At 32.3% G+C, this 22,525-nt stretch carries 23 protein-coding genes; 14 read left to right on the plus strand and 9 right to left on the minus strand.

The genetic code is table 11. From position 1 onward, the window contains the following. The first annotated feature begins 267 nt into the window (after positions 1-267). Both K5I29_RS01960 and K5I29_RS01965 read left to right on the plus strand, forming a co-directional pair. On the plus strand, positions 268-1,008 hold the full coding sequence (locus K5I29_RS01960) for a metallophosphoesterase family protein (protein WP_264434186.1): 741 nt from the start codon (positions 268-270) through the stop codon (positions 1,006-1,008). A gap of 72 nt (positions 1,009-1,080) precedes the next feature. After that, complete coding sequence (locus K5I29_RS01965) at positions 1,081-1,491, plus strand: putative periplasmic lipoprotein (RefSeq protein ID WP_264434187.1); 411 nt, start codon at positions 1,081-1,083, stop codon at positions 1,489-1,491. Positions 1,492-1,670: 179 nt separating this feature from the next. Here the strand turns inward: K5I29_RS01965 and K5I29_RS01970 are convergent, their stop codons facing one another. Beyond that, complete coding sequence (locus K5I29_RS01970; RefSeq protein ID WP_264434188.1) at positions 1,671-3,629, minus strand: heavy metal translocating P-type ATPase; 1,959 nt, start codon at positions 3,627-3,629, stop codon at positions 1,671-1,673. 50 nt (positions 3,630-3,679) lie between these two features. Next, on the minus strand, positions 3,680-4,087 hold the full coding sequence (locus K5I29_RS01975) for a Fur family transcriptional regulator (RefSeq protein ID WP_394358575.1): 408 nt from the start codon (positions 4,085-4,087) through the stop codon (positions 3,680-3,682). Between the two features lie 246 nt (positions 4,088-4,333). On the opposite strand from K5I29_RS01975, the gene K5I29_RS01980 reads away from it, so the two are divergent. The 7 genes from K5I29_RS01980 to K5I29_RS02010 all read left to right on the plus strand — a co-directional run bounded on the left by K5I29_RS01980 (position 4,334) and on the right by K5I29_RS02010 (position 12,158). Then, positions 4,334-5,038, plus strand: a complete 705-nt coding sequence (locus K5I29_RS01980) for a LytR/AlgR family response regulator transcription factor (RefSeq protein ID WP_264434189.1) — start codon at positions 4,334-4,336, stop codon at positions 5,036-5,038. Further along, complete coding sequence (locus K5I29_RS01985) at positions 5,038-8,007, plus strand: sensor histidine kinase (RefSeq protein WP_264434190.1); 2,970 nt, start codon at positions 5,038-5,040, stop codon at positions 8,005-8,007. Before K5I29_RS01980 ends, K5I29_RS01985 begins: the two co-directional genes overlap by 1 nt. Before the next feature lie 117 nt (positions 8,008-8,124). After that, positions 8,125-9,843 carry a nuclease-related domain-containing DEAD/DEAH box helicase gene (locus tag K5I29_RS01990; RefSeq protein ID WP_264434191.1) on the plus strand — a complete coding sequence of 573 codons (1,719 nt, stop codon included), beginning with the start codon at positions 8,125-8,127 and terminating at the stop codon, positions 9,841-9,843. Positions 9,844-9,903: 60 nt separating this feature from the next. Then, positions 9,904-10,263: a YkvA family protein gene (locus K5I29_RS13500; protein ID WP_394358576.1), complete on the plus strand. Its 360-nt coding sequence runs from the start codon at positions 9,904-9,906 to the stop codon at positions 10,261-10,263. Positions 10,264-10,353: 90 nt separating this feature from the next. Continuing rightward, positions 10,354-10,596 (plus strand): hypothetical protein, encoded by a 243-nt coding sequence (locus K5I29_RS02000; RefSeq protein WP_264434192.1) that lies wholly within the window; start codon positions 10,354-10,356, stop codon positions 10,594-10,596. A gap of 189 nt (positions 10,597-10,785) precedes the next feature. Further along, on the plus strand, positions 10,786-11,412 hold the full coding sequence (locus K5I29_RS02005) for a carbonic anhydrase (RefSeq protein ID WP_264434193.1): 627 nt from the start codon (positions 10,786-10,788) through the stop codon (positions 11,410-11,412). Positions 11,413-11,456: 44 nt separating this feature from the next. Continuing rightward, positions 11,457-12,158 (plus strand): ABC transporter ATP-binding protein, encoded by a 702-nt coding sequence (locus K5I29_RS02010; RefSeq protein ID WP_264434194.1) that lies wholly within the window; start codon positions 11,457-11,459, stop codon positions 12,156-12,158. A 29-nt stretch (positions 12,159-12,187) separates the two neighbouring features. Here K5I29_RS02010 and K5I29_RS02015 read toward each other — a convergent pair whose 3' ends face one another. The 3 genes from K5I29_RS02015 to K5I29_RS02020 are packed head-to-tail and all read right to left on the minus strand — an operon-like array spanning position 12,188 to position 13,357. After that, positions 12,188-12,472, minus strand: a complete 285-nt coding sequence (locus K5I29_RS02015) for a hypothetical protein (RefSeq protein ID WP_264434195.1) — start codon at positions 12,470-12,472, stop codon at positions 12,188-12,190. A gap of 52 nt (positions 12,473-12,524) precedes the next feature. Continuing rightward, positions 12,525-12,674 carry a methylated-DNA--[protein]-cysteine S-methyltransferase gene (locus K5I29_RS13505; RefSeq protein WP_394358596.1) on the minus strand — a complete coding sequence of 50 codons (150 nt, stop codon included), beginning with the start codon at positions 12,672-12,674 and terminating at the stop codon, positions 12,525-12,527. Positions 12,675-12,682: 8 nt separating this feature from the next. Continuing rightward, positions 12,683-13,357 (minus strand): hypothetical protein, encoded by a 675-nt coding sequence (locus tag K5I29_RS02020; protein ID WP_264434196.1) that lies wholly within the window; start codon positions 13,355-13,357, stop codon positions 12,683-12,685. 121 nt (positions 13,358-13,478) lie between these two features. Here K5I29_RS02020 and K5I29_RS02025 point away from each other — a divergent pair, with 121 nt between their 5' ends. The 3 genes from K5I29_RS02025 to guaB all read left to right on the plus strand — a co-directional run bounded on the left by K5I29_RS02025 (position 13,479) and on the right by guaB (position 16,957). Further along, complete coding sequence (locus tag K5I29_RS02025; protein ID WP_264434197.1) at positions 13,479-14,492, plus strand: quinone-dependent dihydroorotate dehydrogenase; 1,014 nt, start codon at positions 13,479-13,481, stop codon at positions 14,490-14,492. Positions 14,493-14,532: 40 nt separating this feature from the next. After that, complete coding sequence (locus K5I29_RS02030) at positions 14,533-15,411, plus strand: beta/alpha barrel domain-containing protein (RefSeq protein WP_264434198.1); 879 nt, start codon at positions 14,533-14,535, stop codon at positions 15,409-15,411. Between the two features lie 73 nt (positions 15,412-15,484). Beyond that, on the plus strand, positions 15,485-16,957 hold the full coding sequence (gene guaB, locus K5I29_RS02035; RefSeq protein WP_264434199.1) for an IMP dehydrogenase: 1,473 nt from the start codon (positions 15,485-15,487) through the stop codon (positions 16,955-16,957). A gap of 74 nt (positions 16,958-17,031) precedes the next feature. Here guaB and K5I29_RS02040 read toward each other — a convergent pair whose 3' ends face one another. Both K5I29_RS02040 and K5I29_RS02045 read right to left on the minus strand, forming a co-directional pair. Next, a complete protein-coding gene (locus tag K5I29_RS02040; protein ID WP_264434200.1) occupies positions 17,032-17,883 on the minus strand; it encodes a hypothetical protein in 852 nt (283 codons plus the stop codon). A 241-nt stretch (positions 17,884-18,124) separates the two neighbouring features. After that, the gene (locus tag K5I29_RS02045; protein WP_264434201.1) at positions 18,125-19,030 is read right to left on the minus strand and encodes an EamA family transporter; all 906 of its coding nucleotides are present in this window, start codon (positions 19,028-19,030) and stop codon (positions 18,125-18,127) included. A 153-nt stretch (positions 19,031-19,183) separates the two neighbouring features. Between K5I29_RS02045 and K5I29_RS02050 the strand changes: the two genes are divergently transcribed. Together K5I29_RS02050 and K5I29_RS02055 are read left to right on the plus strand one after the other, a co-directional pair. After that, positions 19,184-19,360: a hypothetical protein gene (locus K5I29_RS02050; protein ID WP_264434202.1), complete on the plus strand. Its 177-nt coding sequence runs from the start codon at positions 19,184-19,186 to the stop codon at positions 19,358-19,360. Then, positions 19,350-19,892 (plus strand): Smr/MutS family protein, encoded by a 543-nt coding sequence (locus K5I29_RS02055; protein WP_264434203.1) that lies wholly within the window; start codon positions 19,350-19,352, stop codon positions 19,890-19,892. The genes K5I29_RS02050 and K5I29_RS02055 overlap by 11 nt, the downstream gene beginning before the upstream one ends. 66 nt (positions 19,893-19,958) lie before the next feature. Here the strand turns inward: K5I29_RS02055 and K5I29_RS02060 are convergent, their stop codons facing one another. Both K5I29_RS02060 and K5I29_RS02065 read right to left on the minus strand, forming a co-directional pair. After that, on the minus strand, positions 19,959-21,653 hold the full coding sequence (locus K5I29_RS02060; protein WP_264434204.1) for a hypothetical protein: 1,695 nt from the start codon (positions 21,651-21,653) through the stop codon (positions 19,959-19,961). 289 nt (positions 21,654-21,942) lie between these two features. Next, positions 21,943-22,473: a hypothetical protein gene (locus K5I29_RS02065; protein ID WP_264434205.1), complete on the minus strand. Its 531-nt coding sequence runs from the start codon at positions 22,471-22,473 to the stop codon at positions 21,943-21,945. Between the last annotated feature and the right edge of the window lie 52 nt (positions 22,474-22,525).

Below are 22,525 nucleotides of genomic sequence, written 5' to 3' on the forward strand. Positions count from 1 at the left end.
AAATACCGGTTGATGTTTACTGTAAAAGTAAAAAAATAAAATACGAAATGGCGCTGTTATTCAAATAACGCTGTATTTTTATTGAAATTAAAAAAACGAACGTATGCAAATTGATTTAATTGGCGATATTCATGGCCATGCTGATGAGCTAAAAGCTTTACTTACAAAATTAGGTTATACAGCGGTTGATGAGGTTTTTTCGCATCCAACCAAAAAGTAATTTTTGTAGGTGATTATATTGACCGCGGACCTAAAATACCCGAAACATTGGCTATTGTAAAAAATATGGTGGATGCCGGCCATGCAATTGCCTTAATGGGAAACCACGAATACAATGCCATTTGTTTTAATACCTTGCATCCGGATGGTGGCTATTTACGAGCGCATGATATAAAAAATATTAGCCAGCATTACCAAACCTTGAATCAATTCAAAAATAATCAAGCGCTGTATGATGAATATATTGCTTGGTTTAAAACGTTACCTTTGTTTTATGAAAATGAAGCGTTTTGCGCCGTTCATGCTTCTTGGGATTTTGATAGCATTGCTTTTTTAAAACAGCATGTAGTACATGCATCTTTAAGTGAAGAACAACTAATAGCTTCTGCACAATTCGAATCTCCGTATTACTTAGCCATAGAAAAAATTTTAAAAGGCTCTGAAATTAAGTTACCCGAAGGTTATGCGTTTCAGGATAAAGATGGCAATGCACGCCAAGTAATAAGAACCAAATGGTGGTTAAATCCGAAAGGATTAACTTATAAAGAATTTAGCGTAATTCCGATGACAAATTTGCCCGAAGTTGCCGTTGCTTACGAAGATGAAGTTTATTACAACGAAAAACATAAACCAGTTTTTTTTGGACATTATTGGTTGCAAGGTACACCAAGTTTAATTCGCGAAAACATTTGTTGTTTAGATTATAGCGTAGCAAAAAAAGGCCATTTGGTAGCTTATACGTACCAAAGCGAACAACAACTTACCCCGAAAAATTTGACTTTTGTTTAGTTTTTTATAAAAAACCACAATTACACCGCAAAAATAATTATATTCGTTACACACAAATAATTTTAAATACGCATGAAAAAACTGTTATTGATTTTTAGTACAGCTTTACTTTTATTCGCTTGTTCTTCTGATGATAATTCAGGTACACAAGTTGCAAACTTAACACCGCCAGATTGGATTTTAGGCGATTGGAGGTATTTGGTTAACGAAGGAAATGGTTCGCAATTAACACAAAATGGATTAAATTTTTTATTTAATGATGTTTGCGAAGTTTATTCAACAAATGTTGTTTGTTTTAAAAGCACGTACGGAAATGAACCTGGATTTTCTTTTACAGAATATCATAAAAACGATTCAGAATATAAGTTTTCATACACAGTAGGAGATCAAACAAAAACGTATTCATTTGTGCGTTTAGATGGTAACAAAATTCGTCAGTCAGAAGGCGTAGATTATGACAATGCAATTTTAGAGAAAATATAAAGAATAGAAAGTTATCCAATTCGGATAACTTTTTTGTATAAAAAAACTACCTTATTATGGTAAGGTAGTTTTTTAAGGGGGGAATAAGGGTAAAATTTAAAAAAACGATTTTTATTTTTATGATACTAACTTAACGATTTTTTTTACTTGTTGTTGTGCTAAAGTATAATTTTAACATTTTAAAATTGCATTTTCTGAATTCGAACCGCATTTAATATTGCCAATAACGCTACGCCAACATCAGCAAAAACAGCTTCCCACATGGTGGCCAATCCGCCTGCTCCTAAAATTAAAACAAGGCCTTTTACAACAAACGCTAAGGTTATGTTTTGCCAAACAATTTTTTTTGTTTGCTTTCCGATGCGAATAGCAATGGGAATTTTACTTGGTTTGTCATCTTGAATTACTACATCTGCAGTTTCAATTGTTGCATCACTGCCTAATCCGCCCATAGCAATACCAACATCGCTTAAGGCAACAACTGGAGCATCGTTTACTCCATCGCCCACAAAGGCAACTGTTTGGTTTTGTGTTTTTAATGCTTTTACAAAGTTTACTTTATCTTCGGGCAATAAATCACCAAATGCATTTTTAATTTGCAATTGTTTTGCAACTTGTTGTACAACGGTTGTTTTATCACCGCTAAGCATGGTTGTTTTAACCCCTAATGTATTTAAATTCTGAATGGTTTGTGCAGCATCTTTTTTTATCTGATCTGCAATGGTTATATAACCTACAAATTCCTGATTATATGCAATTGCTATAACGGTGCTACCAATTTTGTTTATATTTATTGCGTACGGAATAGAAAATTGATCTAACAATTTAAAGTTGCCAACTAACAAATTTTTGCCATAAACGTTAGCACTTAAACCTAAGCCTGGAATTTCCTGAACATTTTTTATTTCAATATCGTTTTTTAAAGAACCAACATATTCATGAATGGCTGTTGCAACGGGATGCGTGCTGTAACTTTCTAGTTTATTAACCCAATGTAATAATTCGGTTTGGTTGTGTTTGTCAATAAAAATAATTTCTTGTACTTTAAAAACACCTTCGGTTAAGGTTCCGGTTTTATCCATTACAACCTGTTCAATTTTGGCTAAAGCATCTAAAAAATTACTACCTTTAAATAAAATGCCGTGTTTGCTTGCTGCTCCAATTCCTCCAAAATATCCTAAAGGAATGCTTATTACTAATGCACAAGGGCAAGAAATAACTAAAAAAACTAAAGCCCGGTATAACCAATCGGTAAATACATAATTGCTAACCGTAAAATACGGAACCAAGCAAATTAAAACTGCTAAAACAACTACAATTGGTGTGTAAATTTTAGCAAACTTTCTGATAAATAATTCTGTTGGTGCTTTTTGTTGGGTTGCGTTTTGTACCAAATCTAATATCCTGCTCAATTTACTATCTTCGTACCTAGTAGTAACTTGAACCAAGGTTACGGCATTATTGTTAATCATTCCTGCTAAAACCGTTTCGTTTTTTTGTTTGGTTTCGGGTTTGCTTTCGCCCGTTAAAGCTGCAGTATTAAAACTTCCTTTTTCAGAAATTAAAATTCCGTCTAAACCCAATTTTTCGCCTGGTTTTAATTCAATAATTTCTCCAATAACAACATTTTTAGCTTGAACTATTTGAGCGATGCCGTTTCTAAGTACCGTAACTTGTTCCGGACGTTGATCTAAAAGTGATTTTATACTCGATTTTGCACGGTTTACAGCCATATCCTGAAAAGCTTCGCCAATGGCATAAAATAGCATAACAGCAACGCCTTCGGGATATTCTTTAATAGCAAATGCTCCTAAAGTTGCTAAGGCCATTAAAAAGAATTCTGAAAAAAAATCTCCATTTCTAAAACTTTTGTAAGCATCAAACAAAACCGGTAAACCAACCGGAAGGTAAGCCGCTAAATACCATATAAAACGCAAGTTTCCAACAAACCAATTTGGATGACTTATTTGTTCTAGATACAAACCAGCAGCTAATATAAATAGCGAAATTACTACCGGCAGCGCAGCTTTTAGGTATTGTTTTGTGTTGCTTTGTGCTGCAGTATTACTCGATTTTTCTGATGAACAACACGAATTTGTTTCGTGAAATTTTTTTTCTGTATGTTGCTTTTGAGTCATAATTTATGTTTTTGTAATACAACAAAGTTAGCGAGCACATGCATGCAATGCTATTGCAAACATTTTTCGCAAATGCCTTTGGCAAAAAATTTTATTTCATCAATTCGATAATCGGTTAAATTGTTCTGAGGTAAAATAAAATCTTCCTTGCAAGTTGTGGTTTTACAAATTTTACAATAAAAATGCAAGTGCCAATCCTGATGCGTTTGTTCATCACAATCATCATCACATAAAATATATTTGGTAGTATTGTTTTCTGGTACGCTGTGTACAAGCCCTTTTTCTTCAAAAGTTTTTAAAGTTCTGTAAATAGTTACTCGATCTGCCTTTTCAAAATAATTTTCTATTTCTGTTAAAGAAACGGCATGCTGTTGCTTGGCCAAATAATCGTAAATAAGCAAGCGCATGCTGGTTGGATTGGTATTTTTATGTAGTAGTTTTTGCTCTATGTTTTTCATGATTTCAAAGTTGATTTTTTTGCACTGATTAAGTTACGATTCTTTCTTTTAAAAACGATATAAACCGCGCTGTAATATTGCAAAATTGGCTTTTTAGAATCATGATTATTGTTTATTATTTTGCTATTTGTTTGCTTTATAATAATATATGGTATTATGTTTATTGCTAAAATTATATTAATTTTAACAACTTAAATTGGGACAAAACTCATTCCCGAAAATGATAACGTTACGCTAAAAATAAAGATGAAAAAATTAGTTATTCTTGTTGTTGAAGATGAAAAATTGGTACGTGAACTTTTAATCTCATATATCAGAGAGATTTTGGGTGATATGCAGGTTGATATTATTACCAGCTCAACCTTTAGCTTGGCTAAACAATTAATACAAACCAATCAACCCGAGCTTGTTTTTTTAGATATTAGATTGCAAGATGCGAACAGTTTTGAACAAATAGAAGAACTAAATATTAAAGATTTTAAATTGGTTTTTACAACGGCTTATTCAGAACATATGGCCGATTCTATTAACAATTTAGGTTGTTTTGGGTATTTGTTAAAACCGATGAGTTTACAAAGCGTAAAAACAATTTTTGATCGTTTTTTTGCCGAACGTGCTTTACCCGAATACAAAAAAATAACCCTAAAAATTGCTAACAAACAAGTTTTAGTTTCAGAAAACGAAATTATTTATTGCCAAGCCGATAATAATTATTGCAACATGTTTTTTAAAGGAGAAAAGCAGCTGTTTACTAAAACCTTAAAAGAATTTGAAAAAACATTATCGCCCGATTTGTTTGTTCGTGCGCACCGATCGTATTTAGTAAATAAAAACTACATTAAAAGTTTTGATGCAGCCAACAATAAAATTCTTGTTGAAGTTGATGATGTTGCACCGATTGAAATTCCTGTTTCTGAATCACACCGTAAAAAAGTTTCCGAATTATTTTAATGCGCCATTTCCTTTCCTTTTTCTTTTTACTTTGTAGCTTTTTAACTTTAGCTCAAGATTTATATACGCGTAACATTCACGTAAATAACGGCCTGTTTTCTAACAATGTTAATAAAACTTTTGTTGACTCTGAAGGGCGTGTTTGGATAGGTTCTAGGGGAGGGCTGGCTCGTAAAATAATGGATAAGTTTGAATTACATCCGGCCGCACAAGAAAAAAAGTTTAATAATATTTTTGATATTACTGAAGACGCCCAAGGCAATATTTGGGCCGGAAGTTATGGTTTAGGCGTACTTTTACTTAGCGAAAGCGAATCGCGTATTTTTAATACCGATACCGGATTAGTTTCAGATTTTGTTCGCAATTTAATTGTATTAAATAACCGCGTTTATGTAGGTACAAAAGATGGATTGTCAGTTATTTCGATAACCGATTTTACGATTCAAAATTTTACACCGCAAAGTAAAGATCAAAAAGATGATCGCAGCTTTGCTATTACATCAGTGTTTGAGCTGAATCAGCAAATTTACGTTTCAACCTTAAACGACGGGCTTTTTAAAATAGAACATAATAAATTGGTTTTGGTTGATGCTTTTGCTGGGCATCGCATCAATTTTTTTAAAACTATAAATCACGAACTTTACTTTAGCTCTTCGCTCGGATTTTATAAGTTAAATCCACAAACATTTAAGCCCTTAAAAAGTTATAATTTACCCGATGTACGCGAAATGATTCCGCTAAACGGTGCTTTTTTATTGTTGCGATCAAGCATGGTCGATTTTACGGGCGGTTTGTATCAACTTAAAAACGAAACGTTAACCAATTTTAATACAAATTTTAATTTAAAATCGTTAGAATACAAATCGTTTGCGTACGATTCTGTTTTTGATAGGCTATATATTGGCAGTAATGAAGATGGTTTATTTATTTCTGAATTAAATAATAGCATTCAGTACAATCGTAATTTTAAAGAAATAGAAGCCATGCTTTTTGCCGCTGATAAAAAGTTTATATTTCATGAAAATGGCTTATCTATTTTAAAAAATAATCAAGAAATAAAAACAATTCCTAATAGCCAATTTTTTTCGTACCAAAAAGCCAATCCATTAAATACAGCAAACAAGCAAAAACTTTTTAAGTTACTACCTTTTTATCCTGAAGTAGAAAATTTTACATTAAAATTTTATAAAGATATTTACTTTAAAGATTCTTTTTTTTGGGTTCCAACCAATATTGGTATTTTTAAAATGGATTTAAATGGGAATTTTGTTGCCTATTTGCCTTTGCATGTGTACCATTTTTATATTCAAAATAATCAGTTGGTTGCACCAATTCCGCATAATGGTACGGTATTAATTTCCAATTTACAAACTTTAGATCATCAATATTTTTCGGATTTCGAAAACGGAAAATCACATCCGTTTACACCATTAAACGTGGTTGATATGGCCGTAACCGATTCGGCTGTATATTTTGCTTCGGCTTTAGAAGGAATTTATCAGTTTAAAAACGGAAAATTTACTTCGTGGCGAACCGAAAAATGGTTTTCTGTTAACAAAATCAAACGCATTACCATTAATTCAAAAGGGCAACTTATTGTTGTTTCTGACTTTAATGATATTTACGTTTTTAATTTAGATGATCCTAAACCAACGCTAATAAAAACAAAAGATTTTAAAAAAATAAAAGGTGCATCTACCCAATTTGTTGAAGAATTAGACGGCGTTTTATACGTAGGTACCAACTTAGGAATTAATGTTTTTTATATTGATGGCAACGAAAAAAAATATTTTTTTATTGACCACGAACAAGGTTTTACCAATAGCGAAAAAAACACGGCAATTTCGCATCAAAACCAAATGTATATTTTAAGTTCTACCGGATATTTTTATATAGATAACAGCTATTTTAAAAACAACCGAAACTTTACTGCTAATGTTATGTTAGCTAAATTTACTATTAACGATACCGATAAAATTGCGCAGATAACAGATGCCGATAACATTCAGCCATTTGCATTAACTCACGATGAAAATAATATATTTATTGAGTTTTTTTTAGATAAGGTTCGTTTTCCTAACAAGCTAAGTTATTATTACCAATTGCATGAAGATGGCGAATGGATAGAAGTGCTGCATGACCGTAAAATTTATTTACCTTACTTGGCTCCGGGCGAATATAAATTGGCTTTAAAAATTATTGATAACGATTCGAGCACCGAAATTACTGAGCCAATTATTCAGTTTAAAATTAAAGAAGCTTTTTATAATACGTTGTGGTTTACCGTAATTTGTTTGTTGGTTGCCGGTGCAATTTCGTACATCAGCTTTAGCTCGTTTAAAAAGAAAAAGAAAAAAGAAATTCAGTTTTTAGAATTAAAACATCAGGTTTTAATTTCACAATTAGATGCTCATTTTTTATTTAATATTTTAAGCGCGATTAAATATTTAAAAAGAACAGCCGATGGCCCTGCTGCCGATGAGGTAATTGATTTATTTTCCGATTTTATTCGAAAAACCTTAGTTTTTACTAATGCTAACAAAATTACTTTAAATCAGGATATTTCATATTTAAAAAATTACGTTGATTTGGTAAATTTAGGCCGTGATGAACCTGTTGAATTTACAACCAAAATTGCAGCTGATATTAATATAGATCAGGTTGAGGTATTGCCAATTTTGATGCAACCTTTTGTAGAAAATTGTATGAAATATGCTTTTCCAGAATCTATTTCACATCCAAAAATCACTTTAATTATTTCGCGTTATCCCCAAGGGTTAAAATTTGAATTGGTAGATAACGGCGTTGGTTTTCAGGTAGAAAAACAAGATGTAAAATCCGAAAAACAATCGCTTGGAATCAGCATTGTTGCCAACCGTTTGCAAATTCATAATAAAATAACCAAACAAGGGCTGCATATTAGTTCAGATTCTACCGGTACAAAAGTTGAAGTTTTTTACGAACAATAATTAAAAGCTGTGCTTACTCAGTTTTTTATGTGGTTCACCAAATATAAAAGTACAACTTCTGGTTTATAAATAATTTTATGCCGTTACAATATTGTAACGGCTTTTTTTATTATACCAATGGCAGTAACTTTTTATCCAGAAGAACAAGCGATTGCGTTTGTTGAAAATCAAATTTATACCCCAGAACAAACCCATTTAAAAGGAGAATGGATGATTTACCGAGAATTAAAACAAGCGTTAAGCAGCAGTAAAGATTCTTGGTACGTGTGGCATAATTATCATTCGGTAATTAAAGAAAATCACGAAGAATTAGGAAAGGTTGAAACCGAAATTGATTTTATTATTTTAAGTAAATACGGGCTTTTAGTTTTAGAAGTTAAAGGAGGCAAAATTGTTATTGCCAACGACAAATTTTATTGCCAAACAGCAAACCAAGAACTATCTGAAATTCAGAATCCGTTTATTCAAGCTCAAAAAAGCAAATATGTGCTTTTAAATCAGTATTTACAGCAATTTAAAAACATTTTGGTAACGTATGCGGTTGCATTTCCATCGCTAGCTGTTGCTTTAAATCATCCAAAATACAACGAAAAGGCAATTTATAGTAAATATACCAAAGATTATACGTTTGCAGATATTGAACAATTTATTGTTTACAACCTCAAACAATCAGCCCAAAATTTACAACAAACCAATCGGTATTTTCCAGAAAACTTGTCGGATGCAGTAATGGCATCGGTAGCCAAAAGGTTTAATGTGAATTTATCTGATGCCAATGTTTTTGAATCTTTTAATGTTGATTTTTGGGCGCATACCGAAAGTTTTAAAATTATTGATGCCTTGCAAGAAAATCCCCGTATCATGGTACAAGGCGATCCCGGAACCGGAAAAACAACTTTAGCTTTGGCTTATGCCGAAAAAAACAAACAATTTTCGGGCTTGTACGTGTGTTGGAATAAATTATTAAAAACCAGCAATGCATTAAAATTTAAAACCCGTGGGTTAGATGTTGATGTGATAAGTTATTACGATTTTCTGCTTCAACATTTACCTAATTTAACAGTTGTTCAAGCCAATACATTTTCTTACGAACAATTTGGGCAAGCTATGCAAAACGCTATAACGAATTATTTAGCCCAACAAGGTAAAACGTACGATTATATTATTGTTGATGAAGCGCAAGATTTGTTTGATCGAAATCTAGATTATTTTATTGATAAAATGTGCGTAACGGGTAAAGGTTTAACCCAAGGTCGATCGTTGCTTTTGTATGATTTAAAACAAGGTTTTGATGCCGAAAAAAGAGAAGTTGATGAATTTGAGTTTCTGTTAAAACAATATTACACCCATTATCAATTAAACGGAAATAAGCGCAGTATTGTAAACGAAGAGTTGCAAAACTTTGCTTTAGATGTAAGTTATCAACCTTTAGATGTTTTAACACCAACTTATTATAACAATAAAAATGCTGTACTATATAAACCAGTAAATGGTGCTAAAGAATTTAAAAAATTAGTGAATTTGTATAAAATGAATGTTTTAAAAGCAGATTCATCCTTGTCTGAAAGCGATATTGTTTTGTTGTTTCAATCATCAATATTAAAAAACTACCCACAAATTGTAAGGGTTTTAAAAGAATTAGAAATTGAAGAATTGACTGAACTTAATTTTGAAACCAAGTATTTAAAATATTCTACTCCAATTAAATTTAAAGGTTTAGAAAAGAAAAATGTTGTTTTGGTTGTTTCTTCACCCAATGCAACAAGTAAGTTTGAATGGTACATGGGCATAACGCGTGCCGTACAAACAATTCATATGGTGCATTTAAATTTTTAAAAAGACACAAATTGTCTTTTGTAATATATAGATTTGCCTTAAACCTAAAAACTTATAAAAATGAAAAATAACGAAAACCAAAAAGCTTTAGAAATGTTTGATCAATTCAAACAAAAAAAAGTAAACGATCAAGACATTCATGATGCCGAAGCAAAAGCTAAAAACTTAGGTAAAATTGTAAAAGATTTTAGATTGCTTATCGCTATGTTTAAAGATGGCATAAGCGGTGTTTATAGCATTTCGGGTTTAACTTTAGCTACGCTTGCAGGTGCAATTTTGTACGTTGTTTCACCAATTGATGCAGTGCCTGATTTTATTCCTTTTGTTGGTTGGTTAGACGATGTTGCTGTAATTACTTTTGTATTAGCTAACTTAAATTCAGAAATCAGTAAATACAAAAAGTTTAAAAAAATAGAATAAGCATTCACTCAAAAAATCAAGGCGTTCACTAAAATGTTAAATTTTTAAGAATGACTTGTTTTACTTTTGCTGTGAAAATTACTAGTAACTATGCCAAATTATTATTGTGAATATTGCGGTGTTCAAGCGTCAAGTATAATTTCTTTAACTTCTGCAAGTTGTTTTAAAAACCCAAACGGAGGGAAACATAAACTTTACGAAGGCACTGAAAAAAACATGTACTATTGCAAGTACTGCGGTATTTCAACCGGTTCAATCTTGCAACTTACTTCATCTTCATGCTTTAAGCATCCAAATGGCAATTTAAAAGGGAAACATGCGCCAGCATTATAACCTTACAAAAATATTAAAGTAAATAGCAGTTATCCTTCTGTTATTTCAAGGGGGAAATAAAAAGGAACATTTGAGGGGAAATGCGCCTAGTTTTTATAAGCTAGGCGTTTTCATTTTATAATTATTGCAAAAAAAAGTTTCGTTTTTTTAAAAATCCCTTAACTTTACCACTCAAATAAACCTCAAAATATGGACTTTGACAAAATATTCGAACACAACAAAAAGTGGATTAACAAGCAATTAGAAAACAATAAAAACTATTTTGGAGAATTAGCCGAAGGGCAATCACCAGAAGTTTTATACATTGGTTGTTCTGATTCACGCGTAACCGCTGAAGAATTAATGGGAGCAAAACCCGGACAAGTTTTTGTACACCGCAACATTGCTAATATGATTCCGAATACCGATTTAAATTCGCAATCGGTAATTAATTACGCAGTAAACTTTTTAGGTGTAAAACACATTGTTGTTTGTGGACATTACGAATGTGGTGGTATAAAATCTGCCATGCAACAATCCGATTTAGGTATTTTAAATCCATGGTTACGTAACATTCGCGACGTGTACCGTTTGCACAATAAAGAATTAACTGCCATTGCTGACGAAAAAAAACGTTACGACCGTTTGGTTGAGCTTAACGTACAAGAACAATGCATTAACGTAATGAAAACAGCCGAAGTACAAAAAGCAATTGTGGAGCGCAATTTAAAAGTTCACGGTTGGATTTTTGATTTGCATACTGGGCAAATTATTGATTTAAATATTGATTTAGAAGCCAAAATGCAGCACATTCAAAGTATTTACAAATTGGTGTAACAAATTTGTAATTTGTACTACTAATAATGTAAATAATATTTTGTATGTCACAACCAATCATTGAAATTAAAGATATTAAACGCAACTTTGCCTTAGGTACAGAAACCGTTTACGTTTTAAAAGGAGTAGATTTAACCATACATAAAGGCGAATATGTTGCTTTAATGGGGCCGTCAGGTTCGGGTAAATCAACTTTAATGAATCTTTTAGGTTGTTTAGATACACCAACATCGGGTAAATATATTTTAAACGGTAAAGATGTGTCTAAAATGAAAGATGATGAATTGGCAGATATTAGAAATAAAGAAATTGGTTTTGTTTTTCAGACCTTTAACTTATTACCCAGAACAACAGCGTTAGATAATGTTGCGTTACCCATGATTTATGCAGGTAAAAATAAAACAGAACGTACCGCACGCGCAACCGAGGTTTTAACTCAAGTTGGATTAGAAACCAGAATGGATCACGAACCCAATCAGCTTTCTGGTGGGCAACGTCAGCGTGTTGCAGTTGCCAGAGCATTGGTTAATTATCCGTCAATTATTTTAGCTGACGAACCTACAGGAAACTTAGACAGTAAAACATCGGTTGAAATTATGCGTCTTTTTGACGAAATTCATGCTAACGGAAATACAGTAATTTTAGTAACGCACGAAGAAGATATTGCCGAACATGCGCATCGCATTATTCGTTTACGTGATGGGATTATTGAAAGTGATGAATTAAATCCAAAACATATAAAATAATAAAAAGCCAGATATTTATCTGGCTTTTTTTATTGTAAATCGGTTTCTGTAAGGTTGTTGTAGTTTATTAGTTCATAAATGGTTTGATCTAATTTATGGCACATATCAACCAATAAAACTACGTTTTGGTTTTCAGAATCTGCAAAATCAGCCAATGTAAATTGCTGATCTTCTTTAAATTCAAACGTATTATCTAATTCTTTAAATTCGGTTGCAATAGTAAACTGAGTAAGCAATTCAAAAATTGATTGGCGTTTGTCTAATAATTCTTTTACAATTTTGCGTATTAATTGCTTGTCGTTTAAATGTTTCATAGTTTATATAATCAATCTTCAATACATAATAAACGAGTTTGTAACCTAAAAATTATTTTTTAGTGCTTAAAATTTCATGAATAAGTAAAGCTTTTTTGCGCGTGGTTCCCCACATAAATTCTCCAATTTTGCCCGAAGCTTGTATAATACGATGGCACGGTATTAAAACAGCAATTGGATTTTTACCAATAGCTGTACCAATGGCGCGTGCTAATTTTTTTCTTGAATTTGTTCAGCTATTTCACCGTAGGTATAAATATTTTTATAAGGTAATAAAACCAATTGTTTCCAAACTTGTTCTTGCAATGGGCTTGCATGCACTAAAACCTGAAGCGGAACATCGTTTTCATGGTTATTAATTTTTTCTAAAGCTTCTAAATGTACATTTTTAGATTTTTGTACAAATTGTGCTTTTTCAAAATAAGTTTTCAAAAGATTTTCGGCCTGATTGTCATCTTCTAAAAAATAAATCAAGCACACGTAATCGCTAATTGAGGCAATTAAAACCTTTCCGAAAAGCGAATGAAAAATGTTGTAATAAATTTCTAAATCGGCATATTTATTTTTAACCGCCTCCGCATTAAAAAAGTTTAATTGTACGCTGGCAATAAAATCGGTTTGATTTAGGTTTTTGCTAAACAAGTTGTTCTGAAACAAATATTTAGGCAACGCATTTTTATTTATGTAGTTTAGTAAAGAAACAAAGTCAGAAAGTTCTATGTTTCCCCATTTTTCTAAATAAAAAGCAAGTTCAGTAAACCTTGTTTTTGCATCTTTTTCGGTAATAAAAAATTTTTTATCGGCTGCAATTTCGTTCGAGTAAAAATCGATAACCTTACTTACATAGGTATAACTTGCATAATTAAGATCTATATTCGTGCCCATTAGCAAAAATTTCGCTTTAAAAGTTGTTTAATACTGCCCTTAAAATTACGTTTTATTTATTTAATAAATTAATTTATATACCCATTTCAAATCATTATTTTTGTCCAACAACACAACTATTATGTACAAATCAGTAATTCGACCGTATTTATTTAAAAAGGATCCCGAACAAGCGCATTATTTAACTTTTAATTGGTTAAAAAAGGTTTCTGCCATTCCTGGCGTTCCGGCTATGTTGCGTGCCAAGTTTTTAGTAGAAGATCCGCGTTTAGAACGCGAAGTTTTTGGTATTAAATTTAAAAATCCGGTAGGTTTAGCTGCAGGATTAGATAAAGATGCCAATGCCTTTCAGGAATTATCTAATTTAGGATTTGGTTTTATTGAAATCGGAACCATAACTCCGAAACCGCAAGACGGAAATCCAAAAAAACGTTTGTTTCGTTTAATAGAAGATTCTGGAATTATTAACCGAATGGGATTTAATAACGGTGGGGTAGAAGCTGCTGTAAAACGTTTACAAAAAAATAAAAATGTATTAATTGGTGGTAATATTGGTAAAAATAAAATTACCCCGAACGAAGATGCCGTAAACGATTATTTAATTTGTTTTGATGCTTTGTTTGATGTGGTTGATTATTTTGTGGTAAACGTAAGTTCGCCAAACACGCCTAATTTGCGTGCTTTACAAGATAAAGAACCTTTGATGCATTTGTTGCAAACCTTGCAAAATAAAAATTTTACAAAAGCAAAAGCCAAACCTATTTTGTTAAAAATTGCGCCCGATTTAACTAACGAACAATTGTTAGATATTATTGATATTGTTGCAACAACTAAAATAGCAGGCGTAATTGCAACCAATACAACCATTTCGCGCGATGGATTAATTTCTAAAAATCAGAGTGAAATAGGTGGTTTATCTGGTAAACCGCTAACCAAACGTGCTACCGAGGTTATTAAATTTTTATCAGATAATAGCAACAAAGCTTTCCCAATTATTGGAGTTGGCGGTATTCATTCGGTTGAAGATGCGTTAGAAAAGTTTGAGGCAGGCGCAAGCTTAATTCAGCTTTATACGGGTTTTATTTACGAAGGACCACAATTAATTAAAGATATCAATCAAGCGTTATTAAAATAACGCTTGAATTTTCTATATTTACAATTCTATTCTATTAAAAATGCTAAATACAGAAAAAAAAGCGGTTAAAATTATTGAATGTCCACGCGATGCCATGCAAGGCATTAAAGCTTTTATTCCTACAGATGCTAAGGTGCGTTACATTCAATCATTACTTCGTTGTGGTTTTGATACGTTAGATTTTGGAAGTTTTGTTTCTCCAAAAGCTATTCCACAAATGCAAGATACGGCTCAAGTTTTAGCACAATTAGATTTATCACAAACCACAACAAAATTGCTGGCTATTATTGCCAATACGCAAGGTGCGATTGCCGCAGCTCAGCACGCGCAAATTCAATATTTAGGTTTTCCGTTTTCAATCTCAGAAAACTTTCAGATGCGTAATACGCACAAAACCATTGCACAATCTATTGTTACCTTACAAGAAATTTTAGAAATTGCTCATAAGGCAGATAAAGAAGTTGTAGCTTATTTATCTATGGGATTCGGAAACCCGTACGGTGATCCGTGGAATGTAGATATTGTAGCAGATTGGACAGCTAAATTAGCGCAAATGGGGGTGAAAATAATTTCTTTATCAGATACCGTTGGAAGCTCAACACCAGAAGTAATAGATTATTTATTTTCAAACTTAATTCCTCAATACCCAAATCTTGAATTTGGAGCCCATTTACATACTACCAAAGATAAATGGTTTGAAAAAGTTGATGCTGCCTATAAAGCTGGTTGTATTCGTTTTGATGGCGCTATAAAAGGTTACGGCGGATGTCCAATGGCTAAAGATGATTTAACCGGAAATATGCCAACCGAAAAAATACTGTCTTATTTTACGGCCGAAAAAGCGCCAACTAATGTAAAATTAATGAGCTTTGAAGCCGCTTACAACGAAGCTTTATTAGTATTTAATCAGTACCATTAATAAAAACCAAATAATATTTTTATTTTAAACAATTTAAGTTTAAATTTGTATGCAATTCAACAACAATTGCAACATGAAAGCACACACAACAAAAATCATCGGAGAAGGTCTAACATACGATGATGTTCTTTTAATTCCAAATTATTCCGAAGTACTTCCACGCGAAGTTTCCACACAAACTAAATTCTCAAAAAACATTACTTTAAACGTTCCTATTGTTTCTGCAGCAATGGATACGGTAACAGAAAGTGCAATGGCAATTGCTATGGCGCAAGAAGGTGGTATTGGTGTTTTACATAAAAATATGACAATTGAGCAGCAAGCTGCAGAAGTTAGAAAAGTAAAACGTGCCGAAGCAGGAATGATTATGGATCCGGTAACTTTAAGTTTACACCATAAAGTAGGTGATGCAAAAAATGCAATGAAAGAACATAGCATCGGCGGAATTCCTGTTGTAGACGAAAATAATATTTTAAAAGGGATCGTTACCAATCGTGATTTACGATTCGAAAAAAATAACGAACGTGCCATAACAGAAGTTATGACTACGCAAAATTTGGTTACTGCGCCACAAGGAACAACTTTAGCGCAAGCCGAAGAAATTCTTCAAAAAAATAAAATCGAAAAATTACCAGTAATTGATGCAAACAACAAATTAGTTGGCTTAATTACGTTTCGTGACATTACTAAAATCACACAAAAACCAAACGCCAACAAAGATTCATTTGGTAGATTACGTGTAGCTGCAGCATTGGGTGTAACAGCTGATGCGGTAGAACGTGCCGAAGCTTTGGTTAACGCTGGTGTTGATGCAGTAATTATTGATACGGCTCACGGACATACAAAAGGCGTGGTAGATGTACTTAAAAAAGTAAAAGCTGCTTTTCCTAGTTTAGATGTGGTGGTTGGTAATATTGCTACGCCAGAAGCTGCCTTGTATTTAGCAGAAAGTGGAGCTGATGCGGTAAAAGTAGGAATAGGACCAGGTTCTATTTGTACTACTCGCGTTGTTGCTGGGGTTGGTTTTCCTCAGTTTTCTGCAGTTTTAGAAGTTGCAGCAGCTTTAAAAGGTACTGGAGTTCCTGTAATTGCTGATGGTGGTGTACGTTATACCGGTGATATTCCTAAAGCGATTGCTGCCGGAGCAGATTCTGTTATGTTAGGATCTATGTTAGCAGGAACAAAAGAATCGCCAGGTGAGACTATTATTTACGAAGGACGTAAATTTAAATCTTATCGCGGGATGGGTTCTGTAGAAGCGATGCAACACGGTTCTAAAGACAGATATTTTCAAGATGTTGAAGATGATGTTAAAAAATTGGTTCCAGAAGGAATTGTTGGTCGCGTAGCATATAAAGGCGAATTAAACGAATCTATGTTACAATTTATAGGTGGTTTACGTGCCGGAATGGGGTATTGCGGTTCTGCATCTATTCAAGAACTACAAGAAAAAGGACGATTTGTTCGCATTACAACAAGTGGAATTAACGAATCTCACCCTCATGATGTTACTATAACAAAAGAAGCACCAAACTATTCAAGATAATAAAAAAGCTACCCAAGGGTAGCTTTTTTTTTCTTTCTTTCTTTCTTTCTTTCTGTTTTTGTATACCTAATAACCTAAATAAATAAATAAATAAATGTATTTGCTGAAAGATACTCATCTTCTGTATTTACACTAATAGGAGTGCCTGAGCCGCCGGTTGAAACAGAAAACGTATGTGTATGAGCTCCAGCGCTATTAATTGTAAATGCAGAGTTAACTAGGCTAGTAGTTGCCCAAGTTTGCCCACCAGATGAAAATCCTGAAGAATTCACAGCTCCAGTAGTATAATTATTGTTAGTTGTAGTGTGTGTATGAGCACCGTTAGAACTTGTAGTACCTGACATGGTAAAATTAGGAATATTTGCTCTGGTTATACTTATAGATTTCGCAGTACTATTGCCTCCTACTGTATTTACTTCTTTACTACTAACTTGTTTAATTACTCTTCCGTTAGCGTTTGGTAAATTAGTTGTAAAACCAAGTAAGTTGGCATTGTTTTTTGATACATTAGTTAAAGTACTTATTTGGCGTCCATCAAGCAAATACCAACCGTCGTGATCTATTTTTAAAGCACTATATTTAATGTCACCTAAATTAAATTTAGAACTTGTTTGTGTTAGTTTTTGCCAAACATTTCCATCAAAAAAATAATAGCCATTTTCGTTAATATGAATTGCTTTTCCTATTTGTTCTCCACTTAGAGCATCAGATACATAAACTAATGTTGATGTACTAATATTTTCCATATTTTGTGCTCTTTCTCTATCTACTCTAGGAATTAAAATACCATCAACTTGACTGCTTGATCCAGTTGGATTTATTGCTTGAATATCTAAAGTTGCTTTTGGGGTTGTAGTTACTATACCCACCTGAGAATACGTTGTTAAACTAAATAAGCAACAACATAAAATAATCATTTTTTTCATAAAATCATTTTTTTATGTACAACGGCATTTCGTTTTTTTTATTATGTTATATGCTGTATTGTTTTTTTAAGTTTTTTTTAAATATTTATTAAATAAATAACGTTTTTTGAATTTTGTTAGGATTACTTTTTTACCAGCTATAAGAAAATGTCCGCATTACAACAAGCGGAATTAAAGAATCTCACCCTCATGATGTTACTATAACAAAAGAAGCACCAAATTATTCAAGATAATAAAAAAGCTACCCAAGGGTAGCTTTTTTTAATTTCTTTCTGTTTTTGTAGGCATCTCCAATTATATTTAAGGTTACACCCAATATAATACAACTAATTCCTAAAGCTAGGTTTAACGAGAAAAATTCATCAAACAACAATACGCTAATGCTAACGGCAACAACCGGCTCAAAAGCCCCTAAAATAGATGTTGCGGTAGAACCAATATATTTAATAGCAAAAACAAGAGCTAAGCTAGAAATTACAGTAGTAACTAAAGCAAATAAAGCCAAGTTTAAACCTAAAGAAAATGTTGGAATTTCAAAGTTTTTATTGCTGTCGGTTAGTAATTTTACGGCATAATATACGCTTGTAAATAAAAAAGAATAAAAGGTTAAAACCAATCCGTTTAAGTTTTTTACGTTTGATTTACTTACCGTAACAATGTACAACGCATAACCTAAAGCGCTTATAAAAATAATAAATAAGCCAATGCCATTTATGGCAAACTTACCATTTTGTAAACTAAGTAAAAGTACGCCAATAAGTGTAAAAACAATGGCAAATATTGAAGTGCTGTTTAATTTTTCTTTAAAAACCAAAGCCATTATTATAGCAACCAATAACGGATAAATAAATAATAAGGTTGATGCAACCCCTGCATTTAAATAATCGTAAGCTAAAAATAACGAATCTGATGATATGCCGTAAAACATACCTAACACAGCCAAAGTTAAAATTTGGTTTCGTTCAATATTAAACGATTTTTGTTTCAATAACAAATAACTTCCTAGTAAAAGTGCAGCAAAAGCAAACCGATAAAATAACGTGGTATCAATACCAAACCCCGCTTTTTTTATAGGTAAAACAAAAAGCGGAATTAATCCGTACGAAACGGAAGATAATAGCCCTAAAAAATAACCTTTAAACCTCATAATAATTCAATTCTAAATCAGGAACGTTTAAATTGCAATTATCATATAACGTTTAACACGATTGCTGCAATTTTTGGCAAAAGTAACTTTTATCTGTTAATAATTCGATAAATATTGATGGGATAAAACCATTCATTTTTCTAACTTTGTGATATGAAAAAATTATATTGGCCTATTTTATTTGTTGTAATGATTTGGGCGCTTATGGACCAAGCTTCAGAAAATCCGAATAAAATTTTACAAATAGTTGTAGTTGTCATATTTTTTTATGCCATGATGAAATTAATGGCTAAAACACCTAATAATAAAAATAAAGAAAATGAATTTTGAAAAAGGAGATAAAGTTGCTGTTTTAGATGATGATATTACGGGCTTTGTAACCGGAATTAAAAAAGATAAAATAGTTGTAAATGTTGATGATTTTGAGTTGGAATTTAATACTTCAGAATTAATTAAAATTGCTGATGAACCTGCGCGTTTTTTTGCTAACGTTTCGGTGCAACAAGTTTTAGCCGAAAAAGCAGATCCAAAAAGAAAACATGTTGTAAAAGATAAAGCATCAAAAAAAGAACCTTTTTCTATTCCTTACGATTTACATATCGAAAAATTAGTTAAAGATTTTTCACGAATGAGCAATCATGATATTTTGACCATACAATTAGATACCGCGCGCCATCATTTAGAACATGCTATTCGAAACAGAATTCCGCGTATTGTTTTAATTCACGGCGTAGGTGAAGGGGTTTTAAAAACCGAGCTTGATTTTATGCTAAGCCGTTATAATAATGTAACTTTTGAAGATGCTAACTATCAGAAATATGGCATCGGAGCAACACAAGTTTACATTAAACAAAATGTATAAATTAAAAAAACACCTCAAAAAATATTTTTTGAGATGTTTTTTATTATAAATAGGAAAAATTTGGGGTTAAATTTTCTGAACAAGTAAATTTGTTCCTGCTTTTAAAATTTTGCCGTTAGAACTTGCATTGTCTAAACGCACATATAAACTATAAACATCGTATATGTTTGTAATGTTTATAATTCTTGATAAAGTGACGGTTTTTATTTCATCTTTAGAAATAGAAGTTTTTACAGAACAATCATCAACTTTGTTTGTATATTTTCCTAAAAAAAACTCTAATCTACCGTTGTTTCCTTTGGTTCCTTCTAATGTAATGGTGTACGTAACTAAGTAATTTCCTGGTGTTTTTACTCTAAATCCATTTTCGAAAGGTTCAATACCAAGGTTTACTTTGTTTGTAAAATTTATTTTATATAAGGATGCATCATTAACTGCAAATTCATCACTTGATAAAGTAAAATCACCTATCGTTTTTTCTAAATTTTGCCATGAAGCTTTTCCGTTTGCATCAGAAGTAAGTACTTTTCCAGCACCTTGCGATCCATCAACTATTTTAATTGTTCCTGCAACATGTAATTTTTCATCCGGTTTACTTGTACCAATTCCAATTTTAGTACTTTCCTTGTTGTTTCCAATAACGATAGCATTGTCTTGATCAGTTGTTGCATTAAAACCAATAGCTGTAGATTGATGATTGTTTGCTTGCGCATTATTTCCAATCGCTAATGAATTTAATGCTTGCGCTTTAGCTTCTTGTCCAATAGCTAATGAATTATCTCCTTTTGCGTAAGCTTTATTTCCTATGGCATATGCTTGATATCCGATTGAATTTGTTTCGTTCCCGATTGCCATACCTGAACTACCTGTTGTGCTAGAATTGTTACCAAAAACCAATGCATTATTTGCTGTAACTTGGTTTTTATTTCCTACAGCAATTGCTTGTTGTCCGCTTGCAGAAGATTCATTACCAAGTGTATAAGCATTATTGTTGCTTGCATTTGAACCTTTACCGATAGCGTACGATTGATAACCACTTGCATTAGCTTGGTTACCAATAGCAAACGTATCGTTGCTTCTAGCTTTGGCTAAGTAGCCAATAGCGTAACTTATATAACCACTTGCTTGCGCTTCTTTACCAATGGCGTAAGATTCATTTGCACTTGTAATTGCTTTATGACCTAAAGCGTAGGAATATTGAGTTTTAGCTTGTGCTTCAGACCCAATAGCAAATGCATGGTTGGTATTTGTTTTGGCCGCATAGCCGATAGCTACAGAATGCATTCCTTCGGTTTGAGATTCAAACCCTAAATTTATAGTGCCGTGTACTCCAAATTTTGCAAATGCTTCATTAGTAACTCTAAAGCTTAAATCTTGCCAATCGGTAGTGCCAATAAAATGTTGATTTCTGTTTGTGTTTGAATTTCCAAAAAGTCCCCAAACGTTTGCATCAGGTGTTCCTGGAGAAGAAGAATTATTGCCTTGTAAAGATTTCCAATTTTTACCATTCCAATAATAAAAACCTTCTTGAAGATTTTTGGCTACATTCGTATTAAATACCAATAAGCCAGTTGCAGGTTTATTAATTCCAGAATCATCACCATCAGTTAATAATTTGATTCTAGGGATTAATATCCCCGAGTTTGTACTAGAAATATCTAATATTGCTGATGCGTGCGGCGTGGTAGTCCCAATTCCCACTTGTGCACGAACCATAGCAACATTACATATTAGTACGAATACTAATACTTTTAAATACATTTTCCCTTATGTTTTTAACAATTTTCCCCCTACAAAAGTATTTTTGATTTTGGATATTTCCAAATTTATTTGTATTTTTATTAATTAAAATCAAGGAAAAATGATTTTTTTTGTAAAAATGTATTTTTTTAACAAATTTAATCGCAAGTGATTTTTTTTCAAACGTAGCGATTATCTTGTTAAATGTATCGATTTGATTTGTAAACGATTTATACTCTTTAACTAAGTTATATCATAAAAAAAAGAGCCAAATTGGCTCTTTTTTTTATGATATAACGTGAAATGTGGTTTAAATTCGAACTACATATTCTCCAAAATTATACATTTCGTACACAAAACTGCTTTGTTCGTTTCGTAATTGTACGTTTCTAAAACGGATAACATGAGAATATCCGCTAACCGTTGTTACGCCTGTTGTTGTATTGGTTGTAAAAACTTCGCTTGTAATAACTTCAATTACACCACCAGGTTGACCAAGCCATTGGTCAGAAACCGTTGGGCTAGCAGGCGGAATAGCACTACAAATAGCAGAGCTGTTAACATTTCCGCTGTATTGTCTGTAAATAATTTCTTGTTTATTTGCTTGTAACGTATACGTTTTAGGGTTTTCTGCTGTAGAAAGCTGATTGCCAAATAAATTTGCGGGCACATCAATCAACAACAATTCTTGTGCATTGGTTTTAAATAACAAACCCGTTGGTGCAGCAACACAAGTGGTAATTTGCGCATTGCCAAAGTTTAAACTTTCAATTACTATATCTCCATCGTCACAGCTAGTCAATAAAGCTATTGAAGCTAACAGGCCTAAAATTTTTTTCATTCTGTAAAATTATTATCTCACAAAAATAACATTTTTAATTAATAAATTAACT

It is taken from the genome of Flavobacterium agricola, from assembly GCF_025919725.1.
Classification (GTDB): Bacteria; Bacteroidota; Bacteroidia; order Flavobacteriales; family Flavobacteriaceae; genus Flavobacterium; species Flavobacterium agricola.

Coding starts and splice junctions, on each gene's coding strand:
- K5I29_RS01965 (WP_264434187.1), top strand. CDS start 1,081: ATGAAAAAACTGTTATTGATTTTTAGTACAGCTTTACTTTTATTCGCT.
- K5I29_RS01970 (WP_264434188.1), bottom strand. CDS start 3,629: ATGACTCAAAAGCAACATACAGAAAAAAAATTTCACGAAACAAATTCG.
- K5I29_RS01975 (WP_394358575.1), bottom strand. CDS start 4,087: ATGAAAAACATAGAGCAAAAACTACTACATAAAAATACCAATCCAACC.
- K5I29_RS01980 (WP_264434189.1), top strand. CDS start 4,334: ATGAAAAAATTAGTTATTCTTGTTGTTGAAGATGAAAAATTGGTACGT.
- K5I29_RS01985 (WP_264434190.1), top strand. CDS start 5,038: ATGCGCCATTTCCTTTCCTTTTTCTTTTTACTTTGTAGCTTTTTAACT.
- K5I29_RS01990 (WP_264434191.1), top strand. CDS start 8,125: ATGGCAGTAACTTTTTATCCAGAAGAACAAGCGATTGCGTTTGTTGAA.
- K5I29_RS13500 (WP_394358576.1), top strand. CDS start 9,904: ATGAAAAATAACGAAAACCAAAAAGCTTTAGAAATGTTTGATCAATTC.
- K5I29_RS02000 (WP_264434192.1), top strand. CDS start 10,354: ATGCCAAATTATTATTGTGAATATTGCGGTGTTCAAGCGTCAAGTATA.
- K5I29_RS02005 (WP_264434193.1), top strand. CDS start 10,786: ATGGACTTTGACAAAATATTCGAACACAACAAAAAGTGGATTAACAAG.
- K5I29_RS02010 (WP_264434194.1), top strand. CDS start 11,457: ATGTCACAACCAATCATTGAAATTAAAGATATTAAACGCAACTTTGCC.
- K5I29_RS02015 (WP_264434195.1), bottom strand. CDS start 12,472: ATGAAACATTTAAACGACAAGCAATTAATACGCAAAATTGTAAAAGAA.
- K5I29_RS02020 (WP_264434196.1), bottom strand. CDS start 13,357: ATGGGCACGAATATAGATCTTAATTATGCAAGTTATACCTATGTAAGT.
- K5I29_RS02025 (WP_264434197.1), top strand. CDS start 13,479: ATGTACAAATCAGTAATTCGACCGTATTTATTTAAAAAGGATCCCGAA.
- K5I29_RS02030 (WP_264434198.1), top strand. CDS start 14,533: ATGCTAAATACAGAAAAAAAAGCGGTTAAAATTATTGAATGTCCACGC.
- guaB (WP_264434199.1), top strand. CDS start 15,485: ATGAAAGCACACACAACAAAAATCATCGGAGAAGGTCTAACATACGAT.
- K5I29_RS02040 (WP_264434200.1), bottom strand. CDS start 17,883: ATGAAAAAAATGATTATTTTATGTTGTTGCTTATTTAGTTTAACAACG.
- K5I29_RS02045 (WP_264434201.1), bottom strand. CDS start 19,030: ATGAGGTTTAAAGGTTATTTTTTAGGGCTATTATCTTCCGTTTCGTAC.
- K5I29_RS02050 (WP_264434202.1), top strand. CDS start 19,184: ATGAAAAAATTATATTGGCCTATTTTATTTGTTGTAATGATTTGGGCG.
- K5I29_RS02055 (WP_264434203.1), top strand. CDS start 19,350: ATGAATTTTGAAAAAGGAGATAAAGTTGCTGTTTTAGATGATGATATT.
- K5I29_RS02060 (WP_264434204.1), bottom strand. CDS start 21,653: ATGTATTTAAAAGTATTAGTATTCGTACTAATATGTAATGTTGCTATG.
- K5I29_RS02065 (WP_264434205.1), bottom strand. CDS start 22,473: ATGAAAAAAATTTTAGGCCTGTTAGCTTCAATAGCTTTATTGACTAGC.